The sequence below is a fragment of the Micromonospora sp. LOL_014 genome (assembly GCF_048060245.1).
GTDB lineage: Bacteria > Actinomycetota > Actinomycetes > Mycobacteriales > Micromonosporaceae > Micromonospora_E.
Window position 1 is genome coordinate 125098 of the sequence record NZ_JBHMIP010000009.1, and the last position, 23549, is coordinate 148646.

At 70.3% G+C, this 23549-nt stretch carries 21 protein-coding genes and 1 pseudogene; 13 read left to right on the forward strand and 9 right to left on the reverse strand.

The genetic code is table 11. The features are described from left to right. The first annotated feature begins 96 nt into the window (after positions 1 to 96). From ACFHW1_RS10465 to ACFHW1_RS10480, 4 genes are all read left to right on the forward strand, one after another. A complete protein-coding gene (locus ACFHW1_RS10465) occupies positions 97 to 1125 on the forward strand; it encodes a 6-phosphofructokinase (protein WP_278170326.1) in 1029 nt (342 codons plus the stop codon). A gap of 143 nt (positions 1126 to 1268) precedes the next feature. Further along, the gene (gene proC / locus ACFHW1_RS10470; protein WP_416551581.1) at positions 1269 to 2087 is read left to right on the forward strand and encodes a pyrroline-5-carboxylate reductase; all 819 of its coding nucleotides are present in this window, start codon (positions 1269 to 1271) and stop codon (positions 2085 to 2087) included. Between the two features lie 355 nt (positions 2088 to 2442). Continuing rightward, positions 2443 to 2793 carry a DUF2203 domain-containing protein gene (locus ACFHW1_RS10475; RefSeq protein WP_123602715.1) on the forward strand — a complete coding sequence of 117 codons (351 nt, stop codon included), beginning with the start codon at positions 2443 to 2445 and terminating at the stop codon, positions 2791 to 2793. Between the two features lie 158 nt (positions 2794 to 2951). Then, entirely contained in the window at positions 2952 to 4568 is a 1617-nt protein-coding gene (locus ACFHW1_RS10480; protein WP_416615309.1) for a glycosyl hydrolase family 18 protein, read from the forward strand. 69 nt (positions 4569 to 4637) lie between these two features. Here ACFHW1_RS10480 and ACFHW1_RS10485 read toward each other — a convergent pair whose 3' ends face one another. Next, positions 4638 to 5438 carry an ABC transporter ATP-binding protein gene (locus ACFHW1_RS10485; RefSeq protein WP_282231549.1) on the reverse strand — a complete coding sequence of 267 codons (801 nt, stop codon included), beginning with the start codon at positions 5436 to 5438 and terminating at the stop codon, positions 4638 to 4640. Next, entirely contained in the window at positions 5431 to 6336 is a 906-nt protein-coding gene (locus ACFHW1_RS10490) for an ABC transporter permease (protein ID WP_278170320.1), read from the reverse strand. The genes ACFHW1_RS10485 and ACFHW1_RS10490 overlap by 8 nt, the downstream gene beginning before the upstream one ends. Positions 6337 to 6601: 265 nt before the next feature. Between ACFHW1_RS10490 and ACFHW1_RS10495 the strand changes: the two genes are divergently transcribed. Beyond that, positions 6602 to 7273, forward strand: coding sequence for a TetR/AcrR family transcriptional regulator (locus tag ACFHW1_RS10495; protein ID WP_416567557.1), 672 nt, complete (start codon positions 6602 to 6604; stop codon positions 7271 to 7273). Here the strand turns inward: ACFHW1_RS10495 and yicI are convergent. From yicI to ACFHW1_RS10515, 4 genes are read right to left on the reverse strand one after another with little or no spacing between them, the layout of a single operon-like run. Then, on the reverse strand, positions 7239 to 9521 hold the full coding sequence (gene yicI / locus ACFHW1_RS10500) for an alpha-xylosidase (RefSeq protein WP_416551587.1): 2283 nt from the start codon (positions 9519 to 9521) through the stop codon (positions 7239 to 7241). The two genes, ACFHW1_RS10495 and yicI, sit on opposite strands and share 35 nt — an antisense overlap. A gap of 23 nt (positions 9522 to 9544) precedes the next feature. Beyond that, positions 9545 to 10402, reverse strand: coding sequence for a carbohydrate ABC transporter permease (locus ACFHW1_RS10505; RefSeq protein ID WP_416551589.1), 858 nt, complete (start codon positions 10400 to 10402; stop codon positions 9545 to 9547). Between the two features lies 1 nt (position 10403). Then, positions 10404 to 11351 carry a carbohydrate ABC transporter permease gene (locus tag ACFHW1_RS10510; protein ID WP_416551591.1) on the reverse strand — a complete coding sequence of 316 codons (948 nt, stop codon included), beginning with the start codon at positions 11349 to 11351 and terminating at the stop codon, positions 10404 to 10406. A gap of 59 nt (positions 11352 to 11410) precedes the next feature. Beyond that, a complete protein-coding gene (locus ACFHW1_RS10515) occupies positions 11411 to 12724 on the reverse strand; it encodes an ABC transporter substrate-binding protein (RefSeq protein ID WP_416551592.1) in 1314 nt (437 codons plus the stop codon). A gap of 330 nt (positions 12725 to 13054) precedes the next feature. Between ACFHW1_RS10515 and ACFHW1_RS10520 the strand changes: the two genes are divergently transcribed. Genes ACFHW1_RS10520 through ACFHW1_RS10530 form a run of 3 tightly spaced genes read left to right on the forward strand, consistent with a single transcriptional unit; the run spans position 13055 to position 16118 of the window. Next, positions 13055 to 13648, forward strand: a complete 594-nt coding sequence (locus ACFHW1_RS10520; protein WP_416551594.1) for a hypothetical protein — start codon at positions 13055 to 13057, stop codon at positions 13646 to 13648. Between the two features lie 9 nt (positions 13649 to 13657). Next, positions 13658 to 15064, forward strand: a complete 1407-nt coding sequence (locus tag ACFHW1_RS10525; RefSeq protein WP_416551596.1) for a class II 3-deoxy-7-phosphoheptulonate synthase — start codon at positions 13658 to 13660, stop codon at positions 15062 to 15064. A gap of 31 nt (positions 15065 to 15095) precedes the next feature. Further along, positions 15096 to 16118, forward strand: coding sequence for a threonine aldolase family protein (locus ACFHW1_RS10530; protein ID WP_416551809.1), 1023 nt, complete (start codon positions 15096 to 15098; stop codon positions 16116 to 16118). On the opposite strand, the gene ACFHW1_RS10535 is transcribed toward ACFHW1_RS10530, so the two are convergent. Together ACFHW1_RS10535 and pknB are read right to left on the reverse strand one after the other, a co-directional pair. After that, positions 16115 to 17005, reverse strand: coding sequence for a deoxyribonuclease IV (locus ACFHW1_RS10535; RefSeq protein WP_416551598.1), 891 nt, complete (start codon positions 17003 to 17005; stop codon positions 16115 to 16117). The genes ACFHW1_RS10530 and ACFHW1_RS10535 overlap by 4 nt on opposite strands. A gap of 1 nt (position 17006) precedes the next feature. Next, complete coding sequence (gene pknB / locus ACFHW1_RS10540) at positions 17007 to 19088, reverse strand: Stk1 family PASTA domain-containing Ser/Thr kinase (protein ID WP_416551599.1); 2082 nt, start codon at positions 19086 to 19088, stop codon at positions 17007 to 17009. A gap of 227 nt (positions 19089 to 19315) precedes the next feature. On the opposite strand from pknB, the gene ACFHW1_RS10545 reads away from it, so the two are divergent. The 4 genes and pseudogenes from ACFHW1_RS10545 to ACFHW1_RS10560 all read left to right on the forward strand — a co-directional run. Continuing rightward, positions 19316 to 19711, forward strand: coding sequence for an Rv2175c family DNA-binding protein (locus ACFHW1_RS10545; RefSeq protein WP_158632205.1), 396 nt, complete (start codon positions 19316 to 19318; stop codon positions 19709 to 19711). A gap of 5 nt (positions 19712 to 19716) precedes the next feature. Continuing rightward, positions 19717 to 20103 (forward strand): lycopene cyclase domain-containing protein, encoded by a 387-nt coding sequence (locus tag ACFHW1_RS10550; RefSeq protein ID WP_416551601.1) that lies wholly within the window; start codon positions 19717 to 19719, stop codon positions 20101 to 20103. Further along, on the forward strand, positions 20100 to 20492 hold the full coding sequence (locus ACFHW1_RS10555) for a lycopene cyclase domain-containing protein (protein ID WP_416551603.1): 393 nt from the start codon (positions 20100 to 20102) through the stop codon (positions 20490 to 20492). The genes ACFHW1_RS10550 and ACFHW1_RS10555 overlap by 4 nt, the downstream gene beginning before the upstream one ends. A gap of 60 nt (positions 20493 to 20552) precedes the next feature. Beyond that, a pseudogene (locus tag ACFHW1_RS10560) lies at positions 20553 to 21308 on the forward strand (putative Ig domain-containing protein); the annotation flags it as partial. A gap of 174 nt (positions 21309 to 21482) precedes the next feature. Here the strand turns inward: ACFHW1_RS10560 and ACFHW1_RS10565 are convergent. Beyond that, complete coding sequence (locus tag ACFHW1_RS10565; protein WP_416551605.1) at positions 21483 to 22565, reverse strand: polyprenyl synthetase family protein; 1083 nt, start codon at positions 22563 to 22565, stop codon at positions 21483 to 21485. Positions 22566 to 22625: 60 nt separating this feature from the next. On the opposite strand from ACFHW1_RS10565, the gene metF reads away from it, so the two are divergent. Beyond that, the gene (metF, locus tag ACFHW1_RS10570) at positions 22626 to 23543 is read left to right on the forward strand and encodes a methylenetetrahydrofolate reductase [NAD(P)H] (protein ID WP_416551607.1); all 918 of its coding nucleotides are present in this window, start codon (positions 22626 to 22628) and stop codon (positions 23541 to 23543) included. The last annotated feature ends 6 nt before the right edge of the window (positions 23544 to 23549 follow it).

Consider the following 23549-nt stretch of genomic DNA (forward strand, 5'->3'; position numbering starts at 1 on the left):
CGCCCCGGGCCGGCAACGATGCCGACGGTCTGACCGGACTTCGTTCCTGGGGCTCGAGTGGGTCTACCGCACAGTTTCCTGGAGGATGAGCGGATCATGCGTATCGGCGTGCTCACCGGCGGCGGCGACTGCCCCGGCCTGAACGCAGTGATCAGGGCGGTGGTGCGCAAGGGCGTCGCCAGCTACGGTCACGAGTTCATCGGATTCCGCGACGGCTGGCGCGGACCGCTGGAGGGGCTGAGCCGGCCTCTCGGTATCGACGAGGTACGGGGCATCCTGCCCCGCGGCGGCACCATCCTCGGTTCGTCCCGGACCAACCCGTTCAAAATCGACGGCGGGGTCGAGCGGATCAAGGAGAACCTGGCGTCCCAGGGCGTGGACGCCCTGGTCGCGATCGGCGGCGAGGACACTCTCGGTGTCGCCACCAAGCTGCACGAACTCGGCGTGCAGGTGGTCGGCGTGCCGAAGACGATCGACAACGACCTCGGTGCCACCGACTACACCTTCGGCTTCGACACCGCGGTCAACATCGCGATGGAGGCCATCGACCGGCTGCACACCACTGCCGAGAGCCACCACCGCACCCTGGTGGTCGAGGTGATGGGCCGGCACGCCGGCTGGATCGCGCTGCACGCCGGACTCGCCGGTGGGGCGAACGTGATCCTGCTGCCGGAGCGCGAGTTCGACGTCGAGCAGGTCGCCACCTACGTCGAGAAGCGGTTCCAGAAGCAGTACGCCCCGATCGTGGTGGTCGCCGAGGGGGCCCACCCGATGGAGGGCCAGATGGTTCTGCAGAACAAGGAACTCGACTCCTTCGGCCACGTCCGGCTCGGCGGCATCGGCCAGTGGCTCGCCGAGCAGCTGGAGGCCAAGACGGGCAAGGAGGCCCGGACCGTCGTGCTGGGTCACATCCAGCGTGGCGGCACCCCCACCGCCTTCGACCGGGTGCTCGCCACCCGGCTCGGCCTGCACGCCATCGACGCCGCCAACGACGGCGACTGGGGCAAGATGGTCGGTATCCGGGGCACCGACATCGTCCGGGTGCCGCTGGCCGAGGCGACCCGGGAGCTCAAGACCGTCCCGCTGGAGCGCTACACCGAGGCCGAGGTCTTCTTCGGCAGCTGACCACCGGGTCCGGGCCGGGATGAGCGGCTCCCGCCAGGGCGCTGCTCCGCCCGGTCCGTCACGGTCCGGTCCGTCGCGTTTCGGTCCTGGTCGGTCACCGGTCCTGGTCGGTTTGGTTCGGTTCGAGAGAGGATGACGCACGGATGCCTCCCGGCGCGCACAAGGTAGCCGTGATCGGCGCCGGCAAGATCGGCGAGCTGGTCCTCTCCGGCCTGTTGCGGGCCGGCTGGCCGGCCGATCAACTGCTGGCGACGACTCGGCGGCGGGAGCGGGCCGAGGACATCGCGGTGCGCTACGGCGTGTCGGTGGTGGACAACCACACTGCGGTGGCCGAGGCGGAGGTGCTGGCCGTGGCGGTCAAGCCGCAGGACGCCGCCACCCTGCTGGACCAGATCGGCCCCAAGGTGCCGGCGGACAAGCTGGTCGTCTCGCTCTGCGCGGGACTGCCGACCGAGTTCTTCGCCCGCCGCCTACCGGACGGCACCCCGGTGGTACGGGTGATGACCAACACCCCGGCGCTGGTGGATCAGGCGATGACCGCCATCTCCGCCGGCCGGCATGCCACCGTCGAGCATCTTGCCCTCGCCGAGGAGATGTTCCAGCCGCTCGGTGTCACGATCCGGGTGCCGGAGACCCAGCAGGACGCGGTCACCGCGTTGTCCGGCTCCGGCCCGGCCTACTTCTACCTACTGGTCGAGGCGATGATCGACGCCGGAATCCTGCTCGGGCTGCCCCGCCAGGTGGCGCACGACCTGATCGTGCAGACGGCGATCGGTTCGGCGGTGATGCTGCGGGACTCCGGCGAGCATCCGGTCAAGCTGCGTGAGGCCGTCACCTCGCCGGCCGGCACCACCATCTCGGCCATCCGTGAGCTGGAGAACCACGGGGTTCGGGCGGCGCTGCTCGCCGCCCTCGAAGCGGCCCGCGACCGCGCCCGGGAGCTGGCCGCGCAGCAGGGCTGAGGTATTCATTCACGCTCAGCCTCTTCCGCTGAACGTGTCGGCGTGGCTACCGTTTGCGACATAGGTGGTCGTAGGTAGCTCGACGGGAACGAGGTCCGCCGGCGCTGGGCGACCGCCGTACCGGCGTCGTATCGTGACTTCCCCTGCGGCGACGTCGACAGCCGGCCCTGGCTGCCCCCCTGCGGCCGGCTACCGGGCGCGTTCCGCCGACGCGCCCAGTGCCGCCGCCGGCGCACGGCGACCGGCGGCGGCCCGGGGCAGCCGTCCGGGTCAGCGGCCTCGCGTGACGGTCGGCCGCAGTCCTCCCGGCGACCGGTCGACCCACGACGGGTGGTGATGGACCATACTGGCGAACGTGTTCACCCTCGCCCAGGCCCGCCACCTGATGGCAACCCTCCGTCCACGGATCGACGAGTTGGTCCTACTCCGCGCGGACCTGGCTGAGTTGCGGGCTGATCTGGCCGCCGGATCGGACAGCCCGCACGGCGGTCTGGCCGAGGTGAAAGGGCTGGAAGCGCGGATCTACGGGATTCTTGACGAGCTGAACGAGCAGGAGATCCAGGTCAAGGGCGTCGCCCCGGTGCTACTCGACTTCCCGGGCGAGCTGGACGACCGTCCGGTCCTGTGGTGCTGGCTGGAAGGCGACGGCGAGATCCGCTGGTACCACCGCCTGGAGTGTGGGTTCTCCGGCCGCCGCCGGATCTGAGCCCGGGTTCGTCCGAGCGGTTCCCCGGTGCTGCCGGACGACGCCTGGCCGGGGTCGCGTAGCCATCGAGATATCGACATCTTGACGAACTGGTTGATGTGTGAGTAGCGTCTCATGCACTTTAAGGAAAGTTTCCTAAGCAAATGGGGGGACGCCTGATGAGAAGATCACTGCGCCGCGCCGTCTTGGCCGGGGCGCTGGCCGTGGTGACGGCTGCGGCGGCGGTGCCGGTCACTGCGGCGTTCGGCGCCGGCACCATCTCCGCCAGCTTCGCCGCCAGCTCTGACTGGGGTACCGGGCACGAGGTCCGGGTGACGGGCGCCAACGGCTCCGACGCCACCGTCGGCACTTGGCGGATCGAGTTCGACCTGCCGGCCGGCACCACCATCAGCAGCTTCTGGGACGCCGACGTGACGCGTAGCGGTAACCGGTACACCGCGGTGAAGAAGAGCTGGGCCGGTGGCCTCGCGCCGGGAGCCTCGTTCAGCTGGGGCTACATCGGCACCGGCGCATTCCGGGCACCGCAGAACTGCACCATCAACGGGGTCTCCTGTGCCGGTGGCCCGGCCCCGACCACCGCGCCGCCCCCGACCACCGCGCCGCCCCCGACGACGGCGCCGCCCACCACGCCACCGCCGACGACTCCGCCACCGCCGCCCGGTGGGCAGAAGGTGGTCGGCTACTTCACCCAGTGGGGGGTCTACGCCCGCGATTACCACGTGCGCAACATCCACACGAGCGGGTCGGCATCGAAGATGACCCACATCATGTACGCCTTCGGCAACACCGCCGGTGGGCGCTGTGCCATCGGGGACAGCTACGCCGATTACGAGAAGGCGTACACCGCCGCGGACAGCGTCGACGGGGTCGCCGACACCTGGGACCAGCCGTTGCGGGGTAACTTCAATCAGCTGCGCAAGCTCAAGGCGATGTACCCGCACCTGAAGGTAGTTTGGTCGTTTGGCGGCTGGACCTGGTCCGGCGGTTTCACCCAGGCCGCGCAGAACCCGGCCGCGTTCGCCGAGTCCTGCTACAACCTGGTCGAGGACCCACGCTGGGCGGACGTGTTCGACGGTATCGACATCGACTGGGAGTACCCCAACGCCTGTGGCCTGACCTGCGACTCCAGCGGTCCTGCGGCGTTCCGGAACCTGATCTCGGCACTGCGTGACCGGTTCGGGTCGAGCGCGCTGGTGACCGCAGCGATCACCGCGGACGGCGGCAACGGCGGCAAGATCGACGCGGCCGACTACGCCGGAGCGGTCGGCGACCTGAACTGGATCATGCCGATGACGTACGACTATTTCGGCGCCTTCAACGCGCAGGGACCGACCGCCCCACACTCGCCACTGACCTCGTACCCGGGAATCCCGCAGCAGGGCTTCTGGTCGGACGCGGCGATCCAGAAGCTGAAGAGCAAGGGCATCCCGGCGAACAAGCTGCTGCTCGGCATCGGCTTCTACGGTCGGGGCTGGACCGGCGTCAGCCAGAGCGCTCCGGGTGGTACCGCCACCGGTCCGGCACCGGGCACGTACGAGCAGGGCATCGAGGACTACAAGGTGCTGAAGAACACCTGCCCGGCGACCGGCACCGTCGGCGGCACCGCGTACGCCAAGTGCGGCAACAACTGGTGGAGCTACGACACCCCGGCGACCATCGGCGGCAAGATGAACTACGCCAGGGGCCAGGGCCTCGGCGGGGCGTTCTTCTGGGAGTTGTCCGGCGACACTGGCAACGGCGAACTGGTCACCGCGATCCGCAACGGTCTCGGCTGAAGCTGAAACCACCACCCGCACGGGTGTCCGGGGGCTGCGGGTACGCCGCACCCGGACACCCGGCTCGGGTCACCTGCGGTTGGCGTACTCCTGGTAGGCCTTGACTACCTCGGTGCTCGGCCCGTCCATCCGGATCACGCCGGACTCCAGCCAGATACTGCGCTCACAGGTGTCCAGAATCGACTTGTTACTGTGGCTGACCAGGAAGACGGTTCCGGCCTCGGCCCGCAGCTCACGGACCCGTTCCTCGCTGCGCCGCTGGAACGCGGCGTCGCCGGTGGCCAGCGCCTCGTCGATCATCAGCACATCGTGGCTCTTCGCCGCGGCGATCGAGAACCGCAGTCGGGCCGCCATACCCGAGGAGTAGGTCCGCATCGGCAGCGACGCGAAATCGTCCCGTTCGTTGATGCCGGAGAACTGGACGATCCCGTCGTACTTCGCCCGCACCTCCGCCGGGCTCATTCCCATCGCCAGGCAACCGAGCACGACGTTACGCTCGCCGGTCAGGTCGTTCATCAGGGCGGCGTTCACCCCGAGCAGGGACGGCTGGCCCTGGGTGTAGACCTTGCCCCGGCGCGGCGGCAGCAGGCCGGCCACCGCCCGCAGCAGGGTGGACTTGCCGGAGCCGTTGCTGCCGATCAACCCGATCGCCTCGCCACGGTGCGCCACGAAGCTGACGCCGCGAATGGCGTGCACCTCGCGTACCGTCGGGGCCTGCTTGCGGGTCGCGATCCGCCGCAGCGCCGCGACCGGGCTGTTGCGCCCGCCGCCGCCGGTGTTGATCCGGTAGACGACGTGCAGGTCGTCGACGATCACGGTGGGCACCCGGGTGTCGGCCCCGGAAGCCGGTGCGTCCAGCAGGTCAGCCACGGCCGTACTCCTCCTCGGCACGCCAGAAGTAGATGAAGCCCACCACACCCATCAGCACGGCCCAACCGCCGGCCGCCGGCCACAGGTACCCGGGCGGGCTGCCCATCGAGTCCATCAACGCGTAGCGGACCAGGTCGATGTAGACCGCCATCGGGTTGAACTGCAGCACGGTGACCACCCAGCCGGGCAGGTCGCCGGTAAACCGGTCGATGCTGTAGAACACGCCGGATGAGTACAGCCAGGTCCGCATCACGAACGGCAGCAGTTGGGAGAGGTCACTGGTGCGCGCCGCCCAGCGGGCCACCATCATGGCCAGCCCGCCGCTGAACAGCGTCTGCAGCAGCAGCGCCGGGATCAGCAGCAGCCAGCTGAAGTCGATCCCCTCACCGGTGGCCAGCATGATGACCGCCAGCACGGTCATCGACGGGGCGAGTTGCTGCAACTGCACCAGCACCGAGGTCAAGGGCAGGCTGGCCCGGGGGAAGTGCACCGCCCGGATCAGATTCATGTTGTCGCCGATCGACCGGGCCGAGGTGGTCACCGCCTGCTGGGTGAAGGTGAAGATGAAGATCCCGGTGCAGAGGTACGCGATGTAGTTGTCGATGCCGCGGTCGGTGCCCAGCAGCAGTCCGAAGACCAGGAAGTACACCCCGGCGTTGGCCAGCGGGGTGATCACCTGCCAGATCTGGCCCAGCCGGGCGTTGGTGTACATGGCGATCAGCCGGGCGTTGGAGTACGCCCAGATGAAGTGCCGCCGCGACCACAACTGCTTGACGTAGGCACCCAGCGACGGGCGGGCACCGCTCACCGCCAGGCCGTGTTGTCGGGCCAGCTCGGCGAGGGTGGGCCCGCTGTCCGGTTCCAGCGTCACGGTCGTGCCACTGGTTGGCTGCCGCATCCGATCTGTCCTTCCATCAGCCAACGCTGCCGCTCGTGCACACCCGCGCCCCTCTCCGACGGGTACCTCTCGTCCCGGACGCCGCGACGACGGTGCCGCGCGACCCGCTGGCACGGGTGGTGCCGGACCGGTGAAGCCGGTTCATGCCCGGCTCCTCACCTTTCATGTCCGATGGCACGGAACGATACCGTCGCGTCCTGACGGAAACGGTAGGGGAGGCAACGACGATACGCAACCGTATCGTCGTGCGGTTACACTGGCTCGAATGCAGGGCGACGGAAAGCGACCGCCGGCGGGCGCGGCGGTACTGCGGGAGGATGTGACGCAGGCGATCCGGGCTGCCGCGTTGCAGGAACTGGCCGCAGTCGGCTATGGCAGGATGTCGATCGAAGCAGTGGCCCGTCGGGCCGGGGTCGGCAAAACCGCTGTCTACCGGCGGTGGGGTTCGAAACTGGAGATGGTCATCGGGATCGTCTCCGAGGTCGCCCTCGGGGTGACCGCCGTGCCGGACACCGGTAGCTTGCGCGGTGACCTCGAGCTGGTGCTGACCATCGCGGCCCGGGCGTTGCGTCATCCGTTGGCCGGGCAGATCGTGCCGGACCTGCTCGCCGAGGCGGCCCGCAACCCGGCGATCGCCCAGACCCTGCAGGCAGCCCTGCGGGACAACCAGCGGGGGATCGGCAGCCTGGTGACGAACCGGGCGGTGCGGCGGGGCGAACTGCCCGCCGACACCGATCCCGACTTCGTCGTCGACCTGATGGTCGGCCCGCTCTACTGGCGGCTCGCGGTGGCCCGTACCCCGCTGCCACGCGGCTACGTCGCCCGGCTGGCCGCCTCGGTCGCCGCCGCCCTCACCGCCGGGGCGGCAGCCGACCCGGCGGGCGGCCGGGCGGCCAACCCGGCTACCGGTCGGTCAGCTCCCCCTGCCACCGGCTGATGTCGGCGGCCACCTCCCAGACCTCGCCGTGGCCGACCAGCTGCACCCGCCACGGCAGGGCCGACCCAGCGACCCGGTCAGCAGTGACCGTCGTGCCGTGCCGGGCGACCACGAACCTGGCGGCCTCGGACCCGTCGAGCGCCGGCACCGAAACCTGCACCTGCTGCCCGTCGGCGAGCTGGTACACCGCCAGGGTCACCCCGTCGGCGTACGAGTAGTCCGGTCGGTCCGCGTTCGCCCCGAGCGGCAGCACCGTGCCGGGGCGGACCAGCACCGGCACCTGGTCGAACCCGACCGTCCGGCGCACCCAGCCCGGGCCGGTGATCTCCTCCCCGGTCTGCAGGTGGGTCCAGGTGCCGGCCGGAAGGTAGAGGTCGACCTGCCCGTCGGCCCGGAACACCGGCGCCACCAGCAGGCTGTCCCCGAGCAGGTACTGCCGCTCCAGGTGGGTCACCGCCGGGTCGTCCGGGAAGTCGGCGACCAGCGGACGCATCACCGGGATCCCGTCGGAGTGGGCCAGTACCGCCTGCCCGAACAGGTACGGCATCAGCCGCGCCTTGAGCCGGGTGAAGATCCGCAGCACGTCGACCGCCTCTTCGTCGAACGTCCACGGCACCCGGTAGGTCTGGCTGCCGTGTAACCGGCTGTGTGAGGAGAGCAGCCCGAACGGGATCCAGCGCTTGAACACCTCCGGTGCCGGCCGGCCCTCGAAACCGCCGATGTCGTGGCTCCAGAAGCCGAACCCGGACATCGCCAGCGACAAGCCGCCGCGCAGGCTCTCCGCCATCGACTCGAAGGTGGATTCGCAGTCACCGCCCCAGTGCACCGGGAACTGCTGCCCGCCAGCGGTCGCCGACCGGGCGAACAGCACCGCCTCGCCCTCGCCGCGGTGCTCCCGGAGCAGGTCGAACACCGTCTGGTTGTACAGGTGCGTGTAGTAGTTGTGCATCCGTTCCGGGTCGGCGCCGTCGTGCCAGATGACGTCGGTCGGGATCCGCTCCCCGAAATCGGTCTTGAACGCGTCGACGCCCATGTCCAGCAACGCCCGCAACTTGTCGGCGTACCAGCGTCGGGCGTCCGGGTTGGTGAAGTCGACCAGACCCATCCCGGCCTGCCAGAGGTCACACTGCCAGACGTCGCCGTCGGCGGTCCGAACCAGGTAGCCCCGCGCCGCCCCCTCGGCGAACAGCGCCGACCGCTGCGCGATGTACGGGTTGATCCATACGCAGACCTTCAGGTCCCGCTTGCGTAGCCGCTCCAACATCAGCTCGGGTTCGGGAAAAACCTGCGGATCCCATTCGAAGTTCGACCAGTGGAACTCGCGCATCCAGAAACAGTCGAAGTGGAACACCGACAGCGGCAGCTCCAGCTCCGCCATGGTGTCGATGAACGAGCTGACCGTCTGCTCGTCGTAGGAGGTGGTGAACGAGGTGCTCAGCCACAGCCCGAACGACCAGGCCGGCGGCAGGGCCGGACGGCCGGTCAGGGCGGTGTACTTGCGCAGGATCTCGTGCGGCGTCGGGCCGTAGATGACCAGGTACTCCAGGCTTTGCCCGGCGACGCTGAACGACACCCGGGAGACCACCTCGGAGCCGACCTCGAACGAGACCAGCCCGGGATGGTTGACGAACACCCCGTACCCGCCGGTGGTGAGATAGAACGGGACGTTCTTGTACGCCTGCTCGCTGCTGGTGCCGCCGTCCTCCTGCCAGATGTCGACCACCTGGCCGTTGCGGACCAGCGGGCCGAACCGCTCGCCGAGTCCGTACACCGTCTCGCCGACGCCGAGGCTGAGCTGTTCCCGCATGTACGACCCGTCGTCGGTGTCCAGCGCGGCCATGCTCTTGTAGCCGCTGCCGGTGAGCACTCGGTCGGCGGCCACGAACTCCAGCCGCCAGCCGTCGCCCCGGGCGAACCGGGCGGTCAGCCCACCCGAGGTGATGCAGGCGTGCTCGGCGCCGTCGGTTACCTGGACGTCGGTGTCCGGCTCGGTGGCCAGGGCGAAGTCCGGATGCCGGGGCCGCCGGCCGAGGAAGTGCCCCACCTGGACGGATATCACGTCTGGGGCGGGGGAGGTGCAGCGTACGGTGAGCAGCGGCTGGTTGAGGGTGTCGCCGCGACCGGTGATCCGCCGGGTCGGGGCGTACACGGTCAACGCCGCCGGCTCGACCTCGACGTCGTGCACCTGCGCGGGATAGAGCGGCTGTACGCCGTCACGCATCCGCCAGTATCCGTTGCTGAATTTCATCGAACCCTCTCTCGGGTCAGGTCCTACTTGACCGCGCCGGCCAGCACACCCCGGGTCAGGGTGCGCTGGAAGATGAGGAAGAACAGCACCGCCGGCACGATGCCGAGCAGCGCCGACGCGCTGGTGGTGGTGGCGTCCATCATCCGGTCTCCCTGCAGGACGCCGAGCGCCACCGGCACCGTCTGCTTGTCGTTGGAGATCAGGAAGATCAGCGGCAGGAAGAACTCGTTCCAGGTCCAGATGAAGAAGAAGGTGAACAACACCGACAGGGTGGGCCAGCTGGTCGGAACGACTACTTTCCACAGCACCCGCCACTTGCCCGCCCCGTCGATCGCCGCGGCCTCCAGCAACTGCCGCGGGAAGTCGCGAAACACCGAGGAGAGCAGGTAGGTGCCGAACGCCGCCTGGATCGCGGTGAAGATGATGATGACGGCGATCCGGCTGTTGTAGAGTCCGACCTGTTTGGACAAATAGTAGAGCGGGTAGACCAGCGCCTCCTGCGGCAGCAGGTTGGCCAGTAGGAAGAACATCAGGAACGCGATCCGACCCCGCATCCGACCGATGCCGATCGCGTACGCGTTGAGCACCGAGATCAGTACCGCGAGTACGGCGACCGTGGCGCTGATCAGGAAGCTGTTCCACAGTTTTTCGCCGAAGTCGACCCGGAACCAGAAGTCGACGATGCCGCGCAGGTAGAGCTCGCCGGGTAGCGAGAGCGGACCGTTGGCGGCGTACTCGGCCGGTGCCTTGACCGCGTTGAGTGCTACGACCAGGAACGGTGCCAGCACCAGCAGGGTGAGCACGGTCAGGCCGATCAGGACGGTCGAGGCGGTCAGCCGGCCGGGCCGGCCGCGCTGGGCGGGTGGGGTGGTGGCGACCATCTCAGCTCCCTTCCAGGCGCTCGTCGCGGGTCTGGATCCGCAGGAACAGGTAGGTCAGCACGACGATGATGGCGGTCAGGACGGTGGCGATCGCCGAGCCGTACCCGGCATCGGCCTTCTCGAAGAAGTTCTGGTAGGCGAAGTACGACGGCACCAGGGTGGCGTTGCCTGGGCCGCCCCGGGTCAGCACGAAGATCTGCCCGAAGATCTTCAGCGCGGCGATGGTCGTGGTGACCAGCACGACGTAGATCTCCGGCTTGATCTGATGCACCGCGATCCGGGTGAACCGCTGGAACCAGCCGGCGCCGTCGAGGTCGGCCGCCTCGTAGAGTTCCGGATCGACCCGTTGCAGACCGGCCATGAACATCACGACCGGGTAGCCGAGCTGGAACCAGACCATCACCGCCATGACGCTGAGCAGGGCGTACGCCGGGTCACCGAGCCAGTTCTGGGCGAGGGCACCCAGACCGACACGGTCCAGGATCGAGTTCAGCGCACCGTAGCTGGGGTGCAGGATCCAGCCCCAGACGATGCCGGTCACCGCGACCGGCAGCACCTGCGGCAGGTACAGCCCGGAGCGGAACACGCTCGCCGTCCGCGGGCCGATCCGCTTGGCCACGTAGTCGAACAGGACCGCGGCGAGAAACAGGCCGAGCAGCGTCGGCAGCACCGCCATCGCGAGGATGATGAAGCCGATGTTGCGGAACGAGATCCAGAAGTTGGTGTCGTGCAGCAACCGGTCGTAGTTGTCGAACCCGATCCACTCCGGCGTCCCGACGCCAGACCACCGGGTGAAGCTGATCCCGATGTTCATCAGCAGTGGCACGACGATCACGGCGAGGAACAGCACGACCCCGGGGAGCAGGAAGGCTACGTATCCGTAGTCCGCTTTCCGGGCGTCCGCGCCGGCGCGGGTACGGGGGTGGGGGCGGGTGAGCAACTTAGCCATGGAACCTCCCGGAGCGGACCGTGCGCCGGGGACCGGCGTCCCCGGCGCACGGTCGTCGCTCACTCGCCGATGCTGGCCAGGTTGTCGTTGTACGGTTTGGCGATCTCGTCGAGCACCTCGTCCGGCGACTTGCTGCCGTTGATCAGCTGCTGGACCCCGGCGACCAGCACGTCGTAGTAGCCCGGTGCCGGCCAGTCCGGGTAGAAGGCCAGCCCGTCGGAGTCGTTGAGCGTGTTGAAGTTCTCGATCAGCTCCTTGGCCTTCGGGTTGGTGATCGCGGCTGGGTCCGCGGCCAGCGGCACCCCGCCGGAGTCGCCGAGCAGGTTCTGGATGTCCGGCTGCATGGTGATGTCGATGAAGTCGTAGGCGAGGTCCTTGTTCTTGGCGTTGCTCGGCACCACCCAGATGTTTCCGCCGGAGCCGGGGTGCAGGTCGCTGCCGGGGAAGAGGAAGGTGCCCCACTCGAAGTCGGTGATCTCGTCGCTCATCCGGCCGTACCACCAACTGCCGGAGATCATGATCGGGAAGCTGCCCTGGGTGAAGGCGACGCCCATGTCCTCGGCCTTGATGCCGGCGGAGTCGGCGCCGATGTAGCCCTTGTCGACCCACTCGGCGAACGTGTTGGCCGCGTAGTTGAACTCCGGACCGTGGAAGTCGACCGGGTTGGCATAGAGCTGGAAGTCGTCGACGAAGGACCGGTCGGCCTGGGTCAACGCCAACTCGTAGAGGATCTGCTGGGCGGGGTACTCGGCGCCGCCGACCGAGATCGGGGTGACGCCGTTGTCGACGAAGGTGTCCAGTACGCCTTCGAACTCGGCGAAGGTGGTGGGCACCGGCAGGTCGTACTCGGCGAACATGTCCTTGTTGTAGTAGACCATCACGAATTCGCCGTAGTTGGGGATGCCGTACCAGGTGTCGCCACCCATCACCCCGTTGCCGTCGTACCGGCAGGTGGTGGCGACGCTCGGCGAGATCATCTCGTCCCAGCCGCGTTCGGCTACCACGTCGCTGAGGTCGGTGAGCAGCCCTTGCTTTGACAGCAGACCGGCGGTCGCGTTGCCCTTGTTGTACTCCAGGATGTCCGGTCCCTGGTCGGAGTTGAGGATCATGCCGGCGTTCTGCCGGATCTGCTCGAAGCCCTTCTCCTCGTAGACCACGGTGACGCCGGGATGGCTGGCCTCGAACTGCTTGATGGCTTCGGCCCAGGCGATGCCCATGGCGCTGTTGGCGCCTTCGTAGTGCCACAGGCGCAGGGTGCTGCCGTCGCCGCTGTCGTCGGTATCGGCACCGCAGGCCGACAGGGTCAGGGCGGTGGCGGTGAGTACGGCGGCTATCAGGGTGCGGGTGTTTGTTCGCTGTCGACGGAACATCATTTCCAGCCTCCTCGCGGGTGTGCCGCAGGGGCGGCGCGGTGCAGGCGCCGCCACGGGGACAGGGGTCGGGTGAAGGTCACGGACCGCGGTGAGGCTGCCCGCTGGCGGCGGGGTCTCGAACGCGGCTGATCGGTGGAGGGAGCCGACTTCGGTTGTCGAAACGCTTCGACGAAGCGATTCGACAAGGAAGCTACGACTGTGTCGACGGCATGTCAATCCCTCGACAGATCAGTTACTGCCAGCCCGGTCGTAGACTCAGCGCCTGGTGATGGCGGCCTGCCGCGATAGCGGGCCAGGGGCGACGGCGGCCAGCGGTACGGGAGGAACGGGATGCGGACCAGCGCGCTACGGATGCGGACCCGGGCGGTACCGGGCCGCAGCGTGGCCGTCGGCGTCGTGGCCCTGCTGACGATGACGGCCACCGGCTGCACCGGCGACCCGGAGCCGCAACCGGAGCCGACCGGGACGGACGTGCCCGTTGGTGCCGAAGAGTCCCGGCGGCTCGTGCAGGACTACCTCGACGCGATGGTCGCCAAGGACCTCGACAAAGGGCGCGCCCAGCTCTGCGCCGCGACGCAGGAGATCTTTGACGCGAGCGCCACCGGCCCCAACGGCGACTTCGCCGAGTCGTTGCTGGTGGAGCGGGCGGAGATCGTGGCTTCCCAGCCGGTCCCGGTCGGCCACGAGGTCACCACCACTGTCGCCGCTGCCGTCGGATCCACCACGCTCCGGGTCAGTCTCGTGTTCACGGTGACGCCGGCCGGCAGCGGCGACGGCGGCTGGTGCATCCACGACGAGACCGCGACGCCAGACCAGCCCGGCGACACCGGTCCGGGTGACGTTGACGTCGACGTCGATGCCGCTCCGGCAGGTGCGCCGGGTACCGCCCCGGCCGGCGGGTCCGCCGCCGCGCCGCCGGACTAGGCTTTGGCCATGGGCCAAGAATGGCATCAGCTGAGCTATCCGTCGGTCGGGCACCCGAGCCTGCAGACCAGCCGTCCCGCCGCCGACTCGGCCGAGGACGAGGCGTTCGGGCTGGACCGGTGGCGCGGCCTGCCCCGGGCGCAGACGCCGCCCTGGCCGGATCCGGCCGTCGTCGACGAGGTGTGCCAGGTGCTGGGCAACGTCCCGTCGGTGGTCGCCCCGTACGAGGTCGACCAGTTGCGGGAGCGGCTGGCGCTGGTCTGTGACGGCAAGGCCTTCCTGCTGCAGGGCGGCGACTGCGCCGAGACCTTCACCGACAACACCGAGAGCCATCTGCTGGCCAACGCCCGCACCATCCTGCAGATGGCGGTGGTGCTGACGTACGGCGCGTCGCTGCCGGTGGTCAAGGTGGCCCGGGTCGCCGGTCAGTACACCAAGCCCCGCTCGTCGCCGACCGACGCGCTCGGGTTGCCCGCCTACCGCGGCGACATGATCAACTCGCTGGACACCACGGCGCAGGCCCGGGTCGCCGACCCGCAGCGGATGATCCGGGCGTACGCCAACTCCGCCGCCGCGATGAACATGCTCCGCGCCTACCTCGCCGGTGGGCTGGCTGACCTGCACGCGGTGCACGACTGGAACAAGGGGTTCGTCAAGCGGTCCCCGGCCGGCGAACGCTACGAGGCGATCGCCCGGGAGATCGACCGGGCGCTGGCGTTCATTCAGGCCTGCGGAATGACCGACGACGAGGCGTTGCGGACCGTCACCCTCTACTGCTCACACGAGGCGCTCGCGCTGGAGTACGACCGGGCGCTGACCCGGATCTCCGGTGACCGCCCCTACGGACTGTCCGGGCACTTCCTGTGGGTCGGCGAGCGGACCCGGCAGATCGACGGTGCGCACATCGACTTCATTTCCCGCATCGCCAATCCGATCGGGGTCAAGCTCGGCCCGGGCACCAGTCCCGAGCAGGCCATCGAGCTGTGCGAGAAGCTCAACCCCGACAACATTCCCGGCCGGCTCACGCTGATCAGCCGGATGGGCAACCACAAGGTCCGCGACGCGTTGCCGCCGATCGTCGAGAAGGTCACCGCCGCCGGCGCCCGGGTGGTGTGGCAGTGCGACCCGATGCACGGCAACACCCACGAGTCGTCCAACGGCTACAAGACCCGCCACTTCGACCGCATCGTCGACGAGGTGCTCGGCTACTTCGAGGTGCACCGGGGCCTACAGACCCACCCTGGCGGTCTGCACGTCGAGCTGACCGGCGAGGACGTCACCGAGTGCCTCGGCGGCGCCCAGGCGATCGAGGACATCCACCTGCCGGACCGGTACGAGACCGCCTGCGACCCACGGCTCAACACCCAGCAGTCCCTGGAGCTGGCCTTCCTGGTCGCGGAGATGCTCCGTGGCTGAGCCGGCGCCGGCCGGCAGCGCCGTCCGGCCGGTGGTCGATCTGCGGTCGGACACCGTCACCCGACCGACGCCGGGGATGCGGGCGGCGATGGCCGCGGCCGAGGTCGGCGACGACGTGTACGGCGAGGACCCGACGGTCAACGCGCTGGAATCCGAGGTCGCCGCGCTGTTCGGCCACGAGGCGGCGCTGTTCGCTCCGACCGGTTCGATGGCCAACCAGGTCGCCCTGCAGACCCTGGTGCCGCCCGGCGGCGAGTTGCTCTGCGACGCCGACGCACACGTGGTCACCTACGAGGTCGGGGCCGCGGCGGCGTACGGTGGGATCTCCTCACGGACCTGGCCGGCCGCCGGCGGTGACCCGGACCCGGACCTGGTCGCGGCGATGATCCGGCCGGCCGGGTACGGCGCGGTGCCGACCCGGGCGGTCGCCGTCGAGCAGACCCACAACCGCTCCGGCGGGCAGATCATCGGGCTGGACGTGCTGCGTGGGCTGCGGGCGGTCACCGCCGACGCCGGGGTGGCGCTGCACTGCGACGGTGCCCGGATCTGGCACGCGCACATCGCCGACAGTGTGCCGTTGGCCGACTACGGCGCGATGTTCGACACCCTGTCGGTGTGCCTGTCCAAAGGGCTCGGCGCGCCGGTCGGCTCGGTGCTGGTCGGCAGCGCCGAGCGGATCGCGGCCGCCCGCGTCCTGCGTAAACGGATGGGCGGCGGGATGCGCCAGGCCGGAGTGCTCGCCGCCGCCGGGCGGTACGCCCTGGCGCACCATGTGGACCGGCTCGCCGACGACCATGTGCGGGCGGCCCGGCTGGCGCAGGCGTTGGAGCCGTACGGTGTGGTGCGCTCGGACCAGGTGCGCAGCAACATCGTCGGTCTCGACCTGACCAAGACCCCGCTGACCGCCCCGGCGCTGGCCGAGGCGGCCCGGGCCGACGGGGTGCTGGTGTCGGTGGTCGGGCCGACCGCCGCCCGGCTGGTCACCCACCTGGACGTCGACGACGCGGCGGTGGACCGGGCGGGCGAGGTGCTCGGCGCCATTCTGCGCCGCTAGCGCACAGTCGCCGCCTCGGCCAGGCGACGCAGCGTGGCGATGTCGGCGGCATGCCCGACGTGCTTCTCGCTCGGCGTCTCCACCAGCACCGGCACGCCGGCGGTGGCTGAATGCCGCATCAACTCGGCGAACGCCGCCTCGCCGATCATGCCCGCGCCGATCGTCTCGTGCCGGTCCCGGGTGGATCCGCAACCGTCGCGGGAGTCGTTGGCGTGCACCAGCCGCAGCCGGTCCGCCCCGACGGCGTTGACCAGCGCGTTGATCGTCGCCGTCATGCCACCCGGGCTGGCCACGTCGTGCCCGGCGGCCCACGCGTGGCAGGTGTCGAAGCAGACTCCCATCCGGGGATGCCAGTCCACTGCGGCGAGGTACGGCCGCAGATGCTCCACCCGCGACGCCAGCGACCGTCCGCCGCCGGCGCTCGGCTCCACCAGCAGCATCGGCCCGTTGGCGGCGTCGGCGGCGTCCAGCAACGGCAGCAGCGCTTCGCGTACCTGACGCATCGCGGTGTCGGCGTAGCCGTCGTCGACGGAGCTGCCGGCGTGGAAGACGACCGCCTCAGCGCCGATCGCCCGGCCCCGGCGCAGCGCGTGCGCCAGGGTCGCGGCGGAGCGTTCCACCGTGGCGGCGGTCGGCGAGCCGAGGTTCACCAGCAGCGAGGCGTGGATGTACGCGCGCAGCCCACGCTCGGCGCAGCCGTCGCGGAACGCCACGTCCTGCGCCGGGTCGCCGTCGGGCATCGCCCAGCCGCGCGAGTTGCCGACGTACACCTGCACCACCTCGGAGCCGGCCGCGGCGGCGTACGGCAGCGCGGCTCGGGCCAATCCGCCCGAGGTGGGCGTGTGCGAGCCGACCGGCCGGTGCCCGGCGGAACCGTCAACCGGCATCTCAGAGACAGCCGATCACGATCTCGGTTCCCGGCGGCACCTCGGACCCGTCGTTGGGGCTCTGGTAGCGGACCGTGCCGTTGGGGTTGAAGTCGACCCGGACCGGGAAGCCCAGGCCCTGCAGCTCGGCCAGCGCCTCCTGACAGGGCCGGTCGATCATCCTCGGCACGACGACCGCTGGCGGGCCCTCGCTCACCCTGAGCTTGATCTCCGTACCCTCTTCCACCCCGGCGCCGTCCGCCGGCTCCTGACCGATGACCTGGTCCTTTGGCTTGTCCGACTCCTCGGAGGCGACTAGCGGCTCGAGCTTGAGCTCCGCCAGCATCCGGCGTGCCTCGTCGACGTTGAGCCCCACCACGTTGGGCACGGTGATCGGGGCCCGGCCCTTGCTGACCGTCACCTTCACCACATCGCCGGCCTGCACCTCGGTGCCGACCGGCGGGTCGACGGCGGCCACCACACCGGCGGGCAGGTTGTCGTCGTACCGGTCAGCCGCCTGCTCCAACACCAGCTGAGCCTTCTCCAGGTCGACCCGGGCCAGGTCGAGCGTCTTGCCGACCACGTCCGGCACCTCGTAGCGCTCCGGGCCGAGGGAGAAGGTCAGGGTGATCTCGCCGCCGCGGACGATCCGGCCGTTGCTGGGCGGATCCTGGGCCAGCACCAGATCCCGGGCGACGTTCTCGTCGTGCCGGGGGTCGGCGATGCTGATCGTGAGGCCGCGCTGCGCGGCCAGCGCCTGCGCCTGCGCCTGGTCGAGGCCGACCATGCTGGGCGCGACGGTGTACCGGCCGGCCCCGAGCCACCAGCCGCCGACCCCGAGTAGCAGCAGGAACACCAGCGCCCCGGCGATCGCCGCCAGCCGGGCCCGGGGGTTCTCCACCAGCCGGTCCCGCAACCCGCCCAGGCCTGCGCCGCCGGGCTGCTCGGTGCTCTTCGTCCGGCTCCGCTTGGTGCTGCGCCGCCGGCCGGGAGCCGGGTCGGCCCCGCCGCTGGCCATCACCGGTGGCCCACCGGCGGCGGCGGAGCGGACCACGGTGCTGGAGGCGGCCCGGCGGCGCGGTGCCGACCGGTCCCGTCGGTCCTTCGGCTCCGGCAGTCGGGCCCAGGACGGGCGCTCGGCCTCCGGTACCGGCGAGACCGCCATCGTGGGCTGCGCCAGTTGGCGCAGCACCGCCGTATTGGCGCTCGCGTTGCCGAGATCGTCGCGGACCACCTGGACGTCGGACAGCAGCGCTCCGGCGTCGGTGGGGCGTTCACCCGGATCCCGGCGGGTGGCCCGGACGACCAGGTCGTCGACCATCGCCGGGACACCCGGCACCGACTGCGACGGCGGTGGCACGTCCTGGTCGACGTGCTGCCAGGCGACCTCCGCCGGGCGGTCGCCGTCGTAGGGCACCCGACCGGTGAGCATCTCGAACAGCACGATGCCCGCCGAGTAGACGTCGGTACGCGGATCGGCCCGGCCCTGGGTGACGAGCTCCGGTGCCACGTACTCCACGGTGGCCATCAGTTGACCGCCGCCGGCCTCGGCGCTGGCCTGCACTGCCTGGGCCAGGCCGAAATCGGCGACCTTCACGACGCTGTCGATCAGGTTCCCGGCGCCGCCGGTCGGCGCCTCGGCGACCAGCACGTTCTCGGGTTTGACGTCACGGTGCACCAGGCCGGCCCGGTGGGCGGCACCGATCGCTGCCAGCATCTGCTCCAGGATCGCCAGCGCCTCGCCCGGGTTGAGCCGCCGTCGCTCGGCCAGCACGTCGCGCAGCGTCCGGCCCCGGACGTACTCCATCACCAGGTACGGCAGCCCGAGGTGGGTGCCCTGGTCGTAGACGGCGACCACGTTGGGGTGGGTCAGCCGGGCGATGGTCTTGGCCTCGTCGGTGAACCGGTCGAGGAACCCGGCATCGCGGCCCTGCACGTCGTTGAGCTGGGTCGGATGGATGATCTTCAGCGCGACGGTGCGCTCGAGCCGTTCGTCGGTCGCCGTGTACACGGTCGCCATGCCACCCTGCGCCACCCGGGCACGGATCCGGTACCGCCCGTCGATCAACGAGCCCAGCAGCGAGTCGGCGACCTGTGTGTCCATCGGCAGGCAGTCTATGCGGCCGCAGGGGGAGGGCAGAACTCCGATCAGGCCGGGTCCGCCGAACCGGGCCAAACCGTTACCTGCCGGCAGCGCACCGCAACCAACTGGCAACCCGCCCAGGCCCGCCGAACGGCGAACCCGTCGGGGCGCAACCGGTACGGGCTCACCTGGCGCGTAAGGACGGGGTCAGTGGTGCCGGCGGGGCCGGTGCGTGGCAGGGTGGTGACGTGACAGATCCCGCCTCGACACCAGCGCCGCCGGCCCCCGGCGGGTCCGGGCCGGTGACCGCCGGGGAGCCGGCCGGTTGGCTGACCCTGCCCGATGTCGCCGAACGCCTCGACGTGACGATCAGCAAGGTCCACCAGATGGTCCGGGACCGGGAGCTGCTCGCCGTCCGGCGCGACGGGGTCCGCCGGGTGCCGGCCGAACTGGTGGCCAACCACACCGTACGCAAACACCTGCCCGGCATCCTGACCCTGCTGCACGACGCCGGCTTCTCCGACGAGGAGATGCTGGGCTGGCTGTACCGGCCGGACGACTCGCTGCCCGGCACGCCCGCGACTGCGCTGGGTGGGGACCGCGCTCGCGAGGTGAAACGTCGGGCACAGGCCGAGGGTTTCTGACCGGCATGGGTCAGCTCAGCTACCTGGCGGTGCTGGCCGGCTGTCTGTTCGCCGCGATCTGGCTGGAGCCGGTGCTGCGGGTCAACGTGCTCCGCCGGTGGCGTCGGCTGTCCCTGACTCTGCTGGCGGTGGTGGTGGTCTTCGTCGCCTGGGACCTGGCCGCGATCGCCGCCGGACACTGGAGTTTCGACCCCGCCCAGACGACCGGGGTGCTGCTGCCAGGCCGGTTGCCACTGGACGAGCTGCTGTTCTTCATGGTCGTGCCGATCTGCACGGTGCTGGGATTCGAGGCGGTCCGCGCGGTGCGTACCCCGTCCGGCCGCCTACGCCGCCCCGACGACCGCTGGTCGGCGGGCGACGAGGCCGATGCCGGCCGGCGGCGAGTCCGGTGAGCTACACCGTCGCCGCGCTGCTCGGGGTGGTGGCCGCCGTCCTGGTCGACCTCGTGGTGCTGCGCACCCGGCTGGTGCTGCGGGCGGTCTTCTGGGCGACCTACCCGATCATCGTCGGCTTCCAGTTGCTCTCCAACGGGATCCTGACCGGCCGCCACATCGTGCGCTACGACCCGGCCGCCACCGTCGGGCTGCGGATCGCGTACGCGCCGGTCGAGGATCTGCTGTTCGGCTTCGCGATGGTGCTGTTCACCCTCTCGGTGTGGGTGTGGCTGGGGCGACGCGGCGTGCAGCGCGCCCCGGTCGCCGGCGAGGGCGACTGGCTGCTCGCCCGGCTGCGGCGGCGCCGGGCGCGCCAGTCCGCCGCCGCCCCCGGAGACGAGCATTGACCGGAAACTGACTACCCGAACACCGCGTCCGGCGTCACCGCGTACATCATCGACACCGGCATCCGCACCACGCACAGCGACTTCGGTGGCCGGGCGGTCTGGGGTGTCAACACGGTGGGCGGCAGCAACCCCGACTGCAACGGACACGGCGCCCATTCCGCCGGCACCGTCGGTGGCACCTCGTACGGGGTCGCCAAGGCGGTCCGCCTGGTCGCCGTGAAGGTGCTCGACTGCGCCGGCAGCGGCTCGTTCGCCGCGGTGACGGCCGGGGTCGACTGGGTGACCGGCAACCACACCTCTGGTCCGGCGGTGGCCAACATGAGCCTGGGCGGCCAGGGCAGCAACACCACCCTGGAGAACGCGGTACGCAACTCCATCGCCGACGGCGTGGGTCTACGCGATCACCTCCGGCAACCCCAGCTCCAACGCCTGCAACTTCACCCCGGCCCGGGTCAGCCAGGCGATCACCGTCAACCTGACCCCTGCCCAGGTCGCGACCGCGATGTCCACCGTCGCCACCCCAACAAGATCACCAACGCGGGAAGCGGCTCGCCGAACCGGCTGCTGTTCGTCAACACCGGCGGCGGTACGCCGGGCATGCCGGCCGTCGACAACCCGGGCGCCCAGAACACCCTGCGGGGTGTCGCGGTCAGCCTGCGGATGACCGCCTCCGGCGGTACCGCGCCGTACACCTGGTCGGCGACCGGGCTGCCGGCCGGGCTGTCCATCAACTCCTCGACCGGGCTGATCTCGGGAACGCCGACGACCGTCCGGACGTACAGCGTGACGGTGACCGCCCGCGACGCCGCCAACCGGACCGCCGCGACCGCCTCAGCTGGACGGTCGGGCAGAACCTGGACGGCACCCACGCCTGCTCGGTGCCGTCCGGGTACACCTACGATCTGGTGGTCAGCCGGCTCAACGAGTGCAGCCCGAACAACTTTGCCAACAGTTACCGGCTGAGCTGAGCCGTTCTGGGGTCGGCGGCGGTCAGCCGGTGCGGGTGGTCGCCGCCACCGCCAGCTCCCGGAGCACCTGCCCGGCCTCGGGCTCGACCGGCACCGGCCCCAGCGCGGCCAACGCCCGCTCGGTCAGCTCGGTGATCCGCGCCTCGGTGACGGCCAACGCGCCACTGGCCACGATCACCTCGCGCAGCCGCTCGACCCCGTCGGCGTCGAGCACCGGGTCACCGAGCCGGTCGTCCAGCAACGCCCGGCCGGCCGGCGACGTCGTCCGGTACGCCGACGCCACCAGGAAGGTGCGTTTGCCCTCCCGTAGGTCGTCGCCGGCCGGCTTGCCGGTGAGCGCCGGGTCACCGAACACCCCGAGTACGTCGTCGCGCAGCTGGAACGCCTCCCCGAGCGGCAGCCCGTACCCGGAGTAGCCGGCGGCGACGGCGGCCGGCGCGTCGGCCAACACCGCGCCCAGCAACAGCGGCCGCTCCACGGTGTACTTTGCCGACTTGAGCCGGGCCACCTGGGTGGCCCGGTGCACCGAGGTGTCGCCGGTGAACTGGGTGAGCACATCCAGGTACTGCCCGACGGTGACCTCGGTGCGCATCTCGTCGAAGACCGGCCGGCCCCGGCGCAGCATCCCGTCGGTCAGCCCGGCACCGTGCAGCAGCTCGTCGGACCAGACCAGGCACAGATCGCCCAGCAGCACCGCCGCCGAGGCACCGAAGCCGTCCGCCGGCCCGCGCCACCCGCTGCGCCGGTGGTGCGCGGCGAACCGTCGGTGGATCGACGGCTCGCCGCGACGGGTGTCCGAACCGTCCATCAGATCGTCGTGGATCAGGGCGCTGGCCTGCACGAACTCCAGCGCAGCCAGGGCCGCGACCACCTCAGGTGAGTCGCCGCCGCCGGCTCCCCGGTAGCCCCAGTAGCCGAACGCCGGCCGCAGCCGTTTGCCGCCGCCGAGCACGAAGTCCTCGAGCGCCGCGGCCACCGGCAGCAGCGCCTCGTCGACGTCGCCCAGCCAGCGTCGCCGGCCCTGGAGGAAGTCGGCCAACGCCCGGTCGATACGTCGACGCAGGTCGGCCCGATCGGTCGGCGCGACCGTGATGCTGTCTGCCACTCCCTGACGCTATCGGCTGGTTGATGCGCCGCCCGCAGGCCACCCGGTACAGTCGGTTGCGTGGCTCTCGGTCTACCGTCCGTACTCCCCGGCTCGCAGCCGTCGATCGGGGAGCTGATCCGCGCCGGCCAGCCGACTTTCTCGTTCGAGTTCTTTCCGCCGAAGACCCCCGCCGGCGAGCAGCTGCTCTGGCAGGCGATCCGCGAGCTGGAGCCGCTGCGGCCGTCGTTCGTGTCGATCACCTACGGCGCCGGCGGCACCACCCGGGACACCACGGTCGACGTCACCGAACGGATCGCCACCGAGACGACCCTGCTGCCCATGGCGCACCTGACCGCCGTCGACCATTCAGTCGCCGAGCTGCGCAACGTCATCGGTCGGCTGGCCGGTGCCGGCGTGCGCAATGTGCTCGCCGTGCGCGGCGACCCGCCCGGCGATCCGACCGGCGAGTGGGTTGCCCACCCGCAGGGCGTGCGCTACGCCGAGGACCTGGTCCGGCTGGTTCGTGCGTCGGGTGACTTCAGCGTCGGCGTGGCTGCCTTCCCGTACAAACACCCACGCTCGCCGGACATCGCCACCGACACCCGGTACTTCGTTCGTAAGTGCCGGGCCGGTGCGGATTTCGCGATCACCCAGATGGTCTTCGACGCCGACGACTACCTGCGGCTGCGGGACCGGGTCGCGGCGGCGGGCTGCGACACCCCGATCCTGCCCGGTGTGATGCCGGTCACCAAGCTAGCTACCATTGAGCGCTCCGAGCAGCTGTCCGGTGCCCCGTTCCCGCCGGCACTGGCCGCCCAGTTTGCCCGGGTCGCCGACGACGCCGACGCGGTCCGCCGGCTCGGCATCGACCAGGCCAATCAGCTCTGCCAGCGGCTGATCGACGAAGGTGTGCCCGGCCTGCACTTCATCACCATGAATCGCTCGACGGCCACCCGTGAGGTGTGGCTCAACGTCGCCGTTGGCGCGCGGGCGTGACCCGCC

What these genes read in the sequence shown, in the direction of transcription:
- ACFHW1_RS10465 (WP_278170326.1), top strand. Translation starts at nt 97, where the DNA reads ATGCGTATCGGCGTGCTCACCGGCGGCGGCGACTGCCCCGGCCTGAAC.
- proC (WP_416551581.1), top strand. Translation starts at nt 1,269, where the DNA reads ATGCCTCCCGGCGCGCACAAGGTAGCCGTGATCGGCGCCGGCAAGATC.
- ACFHW1_RS10480 (WP_416615309.1), top strand. Translation starts at nt 2,952, where the DNA reads ATGAGAAGATCACTGCGCCGCGCCGTCTTGGCCGGGGCGCTGGCCGTG.
- ACFHW1_RS10490 (WP_278170320.1), bottom strand. Translation starts at nt 6,336, where the DNA reads ATGCGGCAGCCAACCAGTGGCACGACCGTGACGCTGGAACCGGACAGC.
- ACFHW1_RS10495 (WP_416567557.1), top strand. Translation starts at nt 6,602, where the DNA reads ATGCAGGGCGACGGAAAGCGACCGCCGGCGGGCGCGGCGGTACTGCGG.
- yicI (WP_416551587.1), bottom strand. Translation starts at nt 9,521, where the DNA reads ATGAAATTCAGCAACGGATACTGGCGGATGCGTGACGGCGTACAGCCG.
- ACFHW1_RS10505 (WP_416551589.1), bottom strand. Translation starts at nt 10,402, where the DNA reads ATGGTCGCCACCACCCCACCCGCCCAGCGCGGCCGGCCCGGCCGGCTG.
- ACFHW1_RS10510 (WP_416551591.1), bottom strand. Translation starts at nt 11,351, where the DNA reads ATGGCTAAGTTGCTCACCCGCCCCCACCCCCGTACCCGCGCCGGCGCG.
- ACFHW1_RS10515 (WP_416551592.1), bottom strand. Translation starts at nt 12,724, where the DNA reads ATGATGTTCCGTCGACAGCGAACAAACACCCGCACCCTGATAGCCGCC.
- ACFHW1_RS10520 (WP_416551594.1), top strand. Translation starts at nt 13,055, where the DNA reads ATGCGGACCAGCGCGCTACGGATGCGGACCCGGGCGGTACCGGGCCGC.
- ACFHW1_RS10525 (WP_416551596.1), top strand. Translation starts at nt 13,658, where the DNA reads ATGGGCCAAGAATGGCATCAGCTGAGCTATCCGTCGGTCGGGCACCCG.
- ACFHW1_RS10535 (WP_416551598.1), bottom strand. Translation starts at nt 17,005, where the DNA reads ATGCCGGTTGACGGTTCCGCCGGGCACCGGCCGGTCGGCTCGCACACG.
- pknB (WP_416551599.1), bottom strand. Translation starts at nt 19,088, where the DNA reads ATGGACACACAGGTCGCCGACTCGCTGCTGGGCTCGTTGATCGACGGG.
- ACFHW1_RS10550 (WP_416551601.1), top strand. Translation starts at nt 19,717, where the DNA reads ATGGGTCAGCTCAGCTACCTGGCGGTGCTGGCCGGCTGTCTGTTCGCC.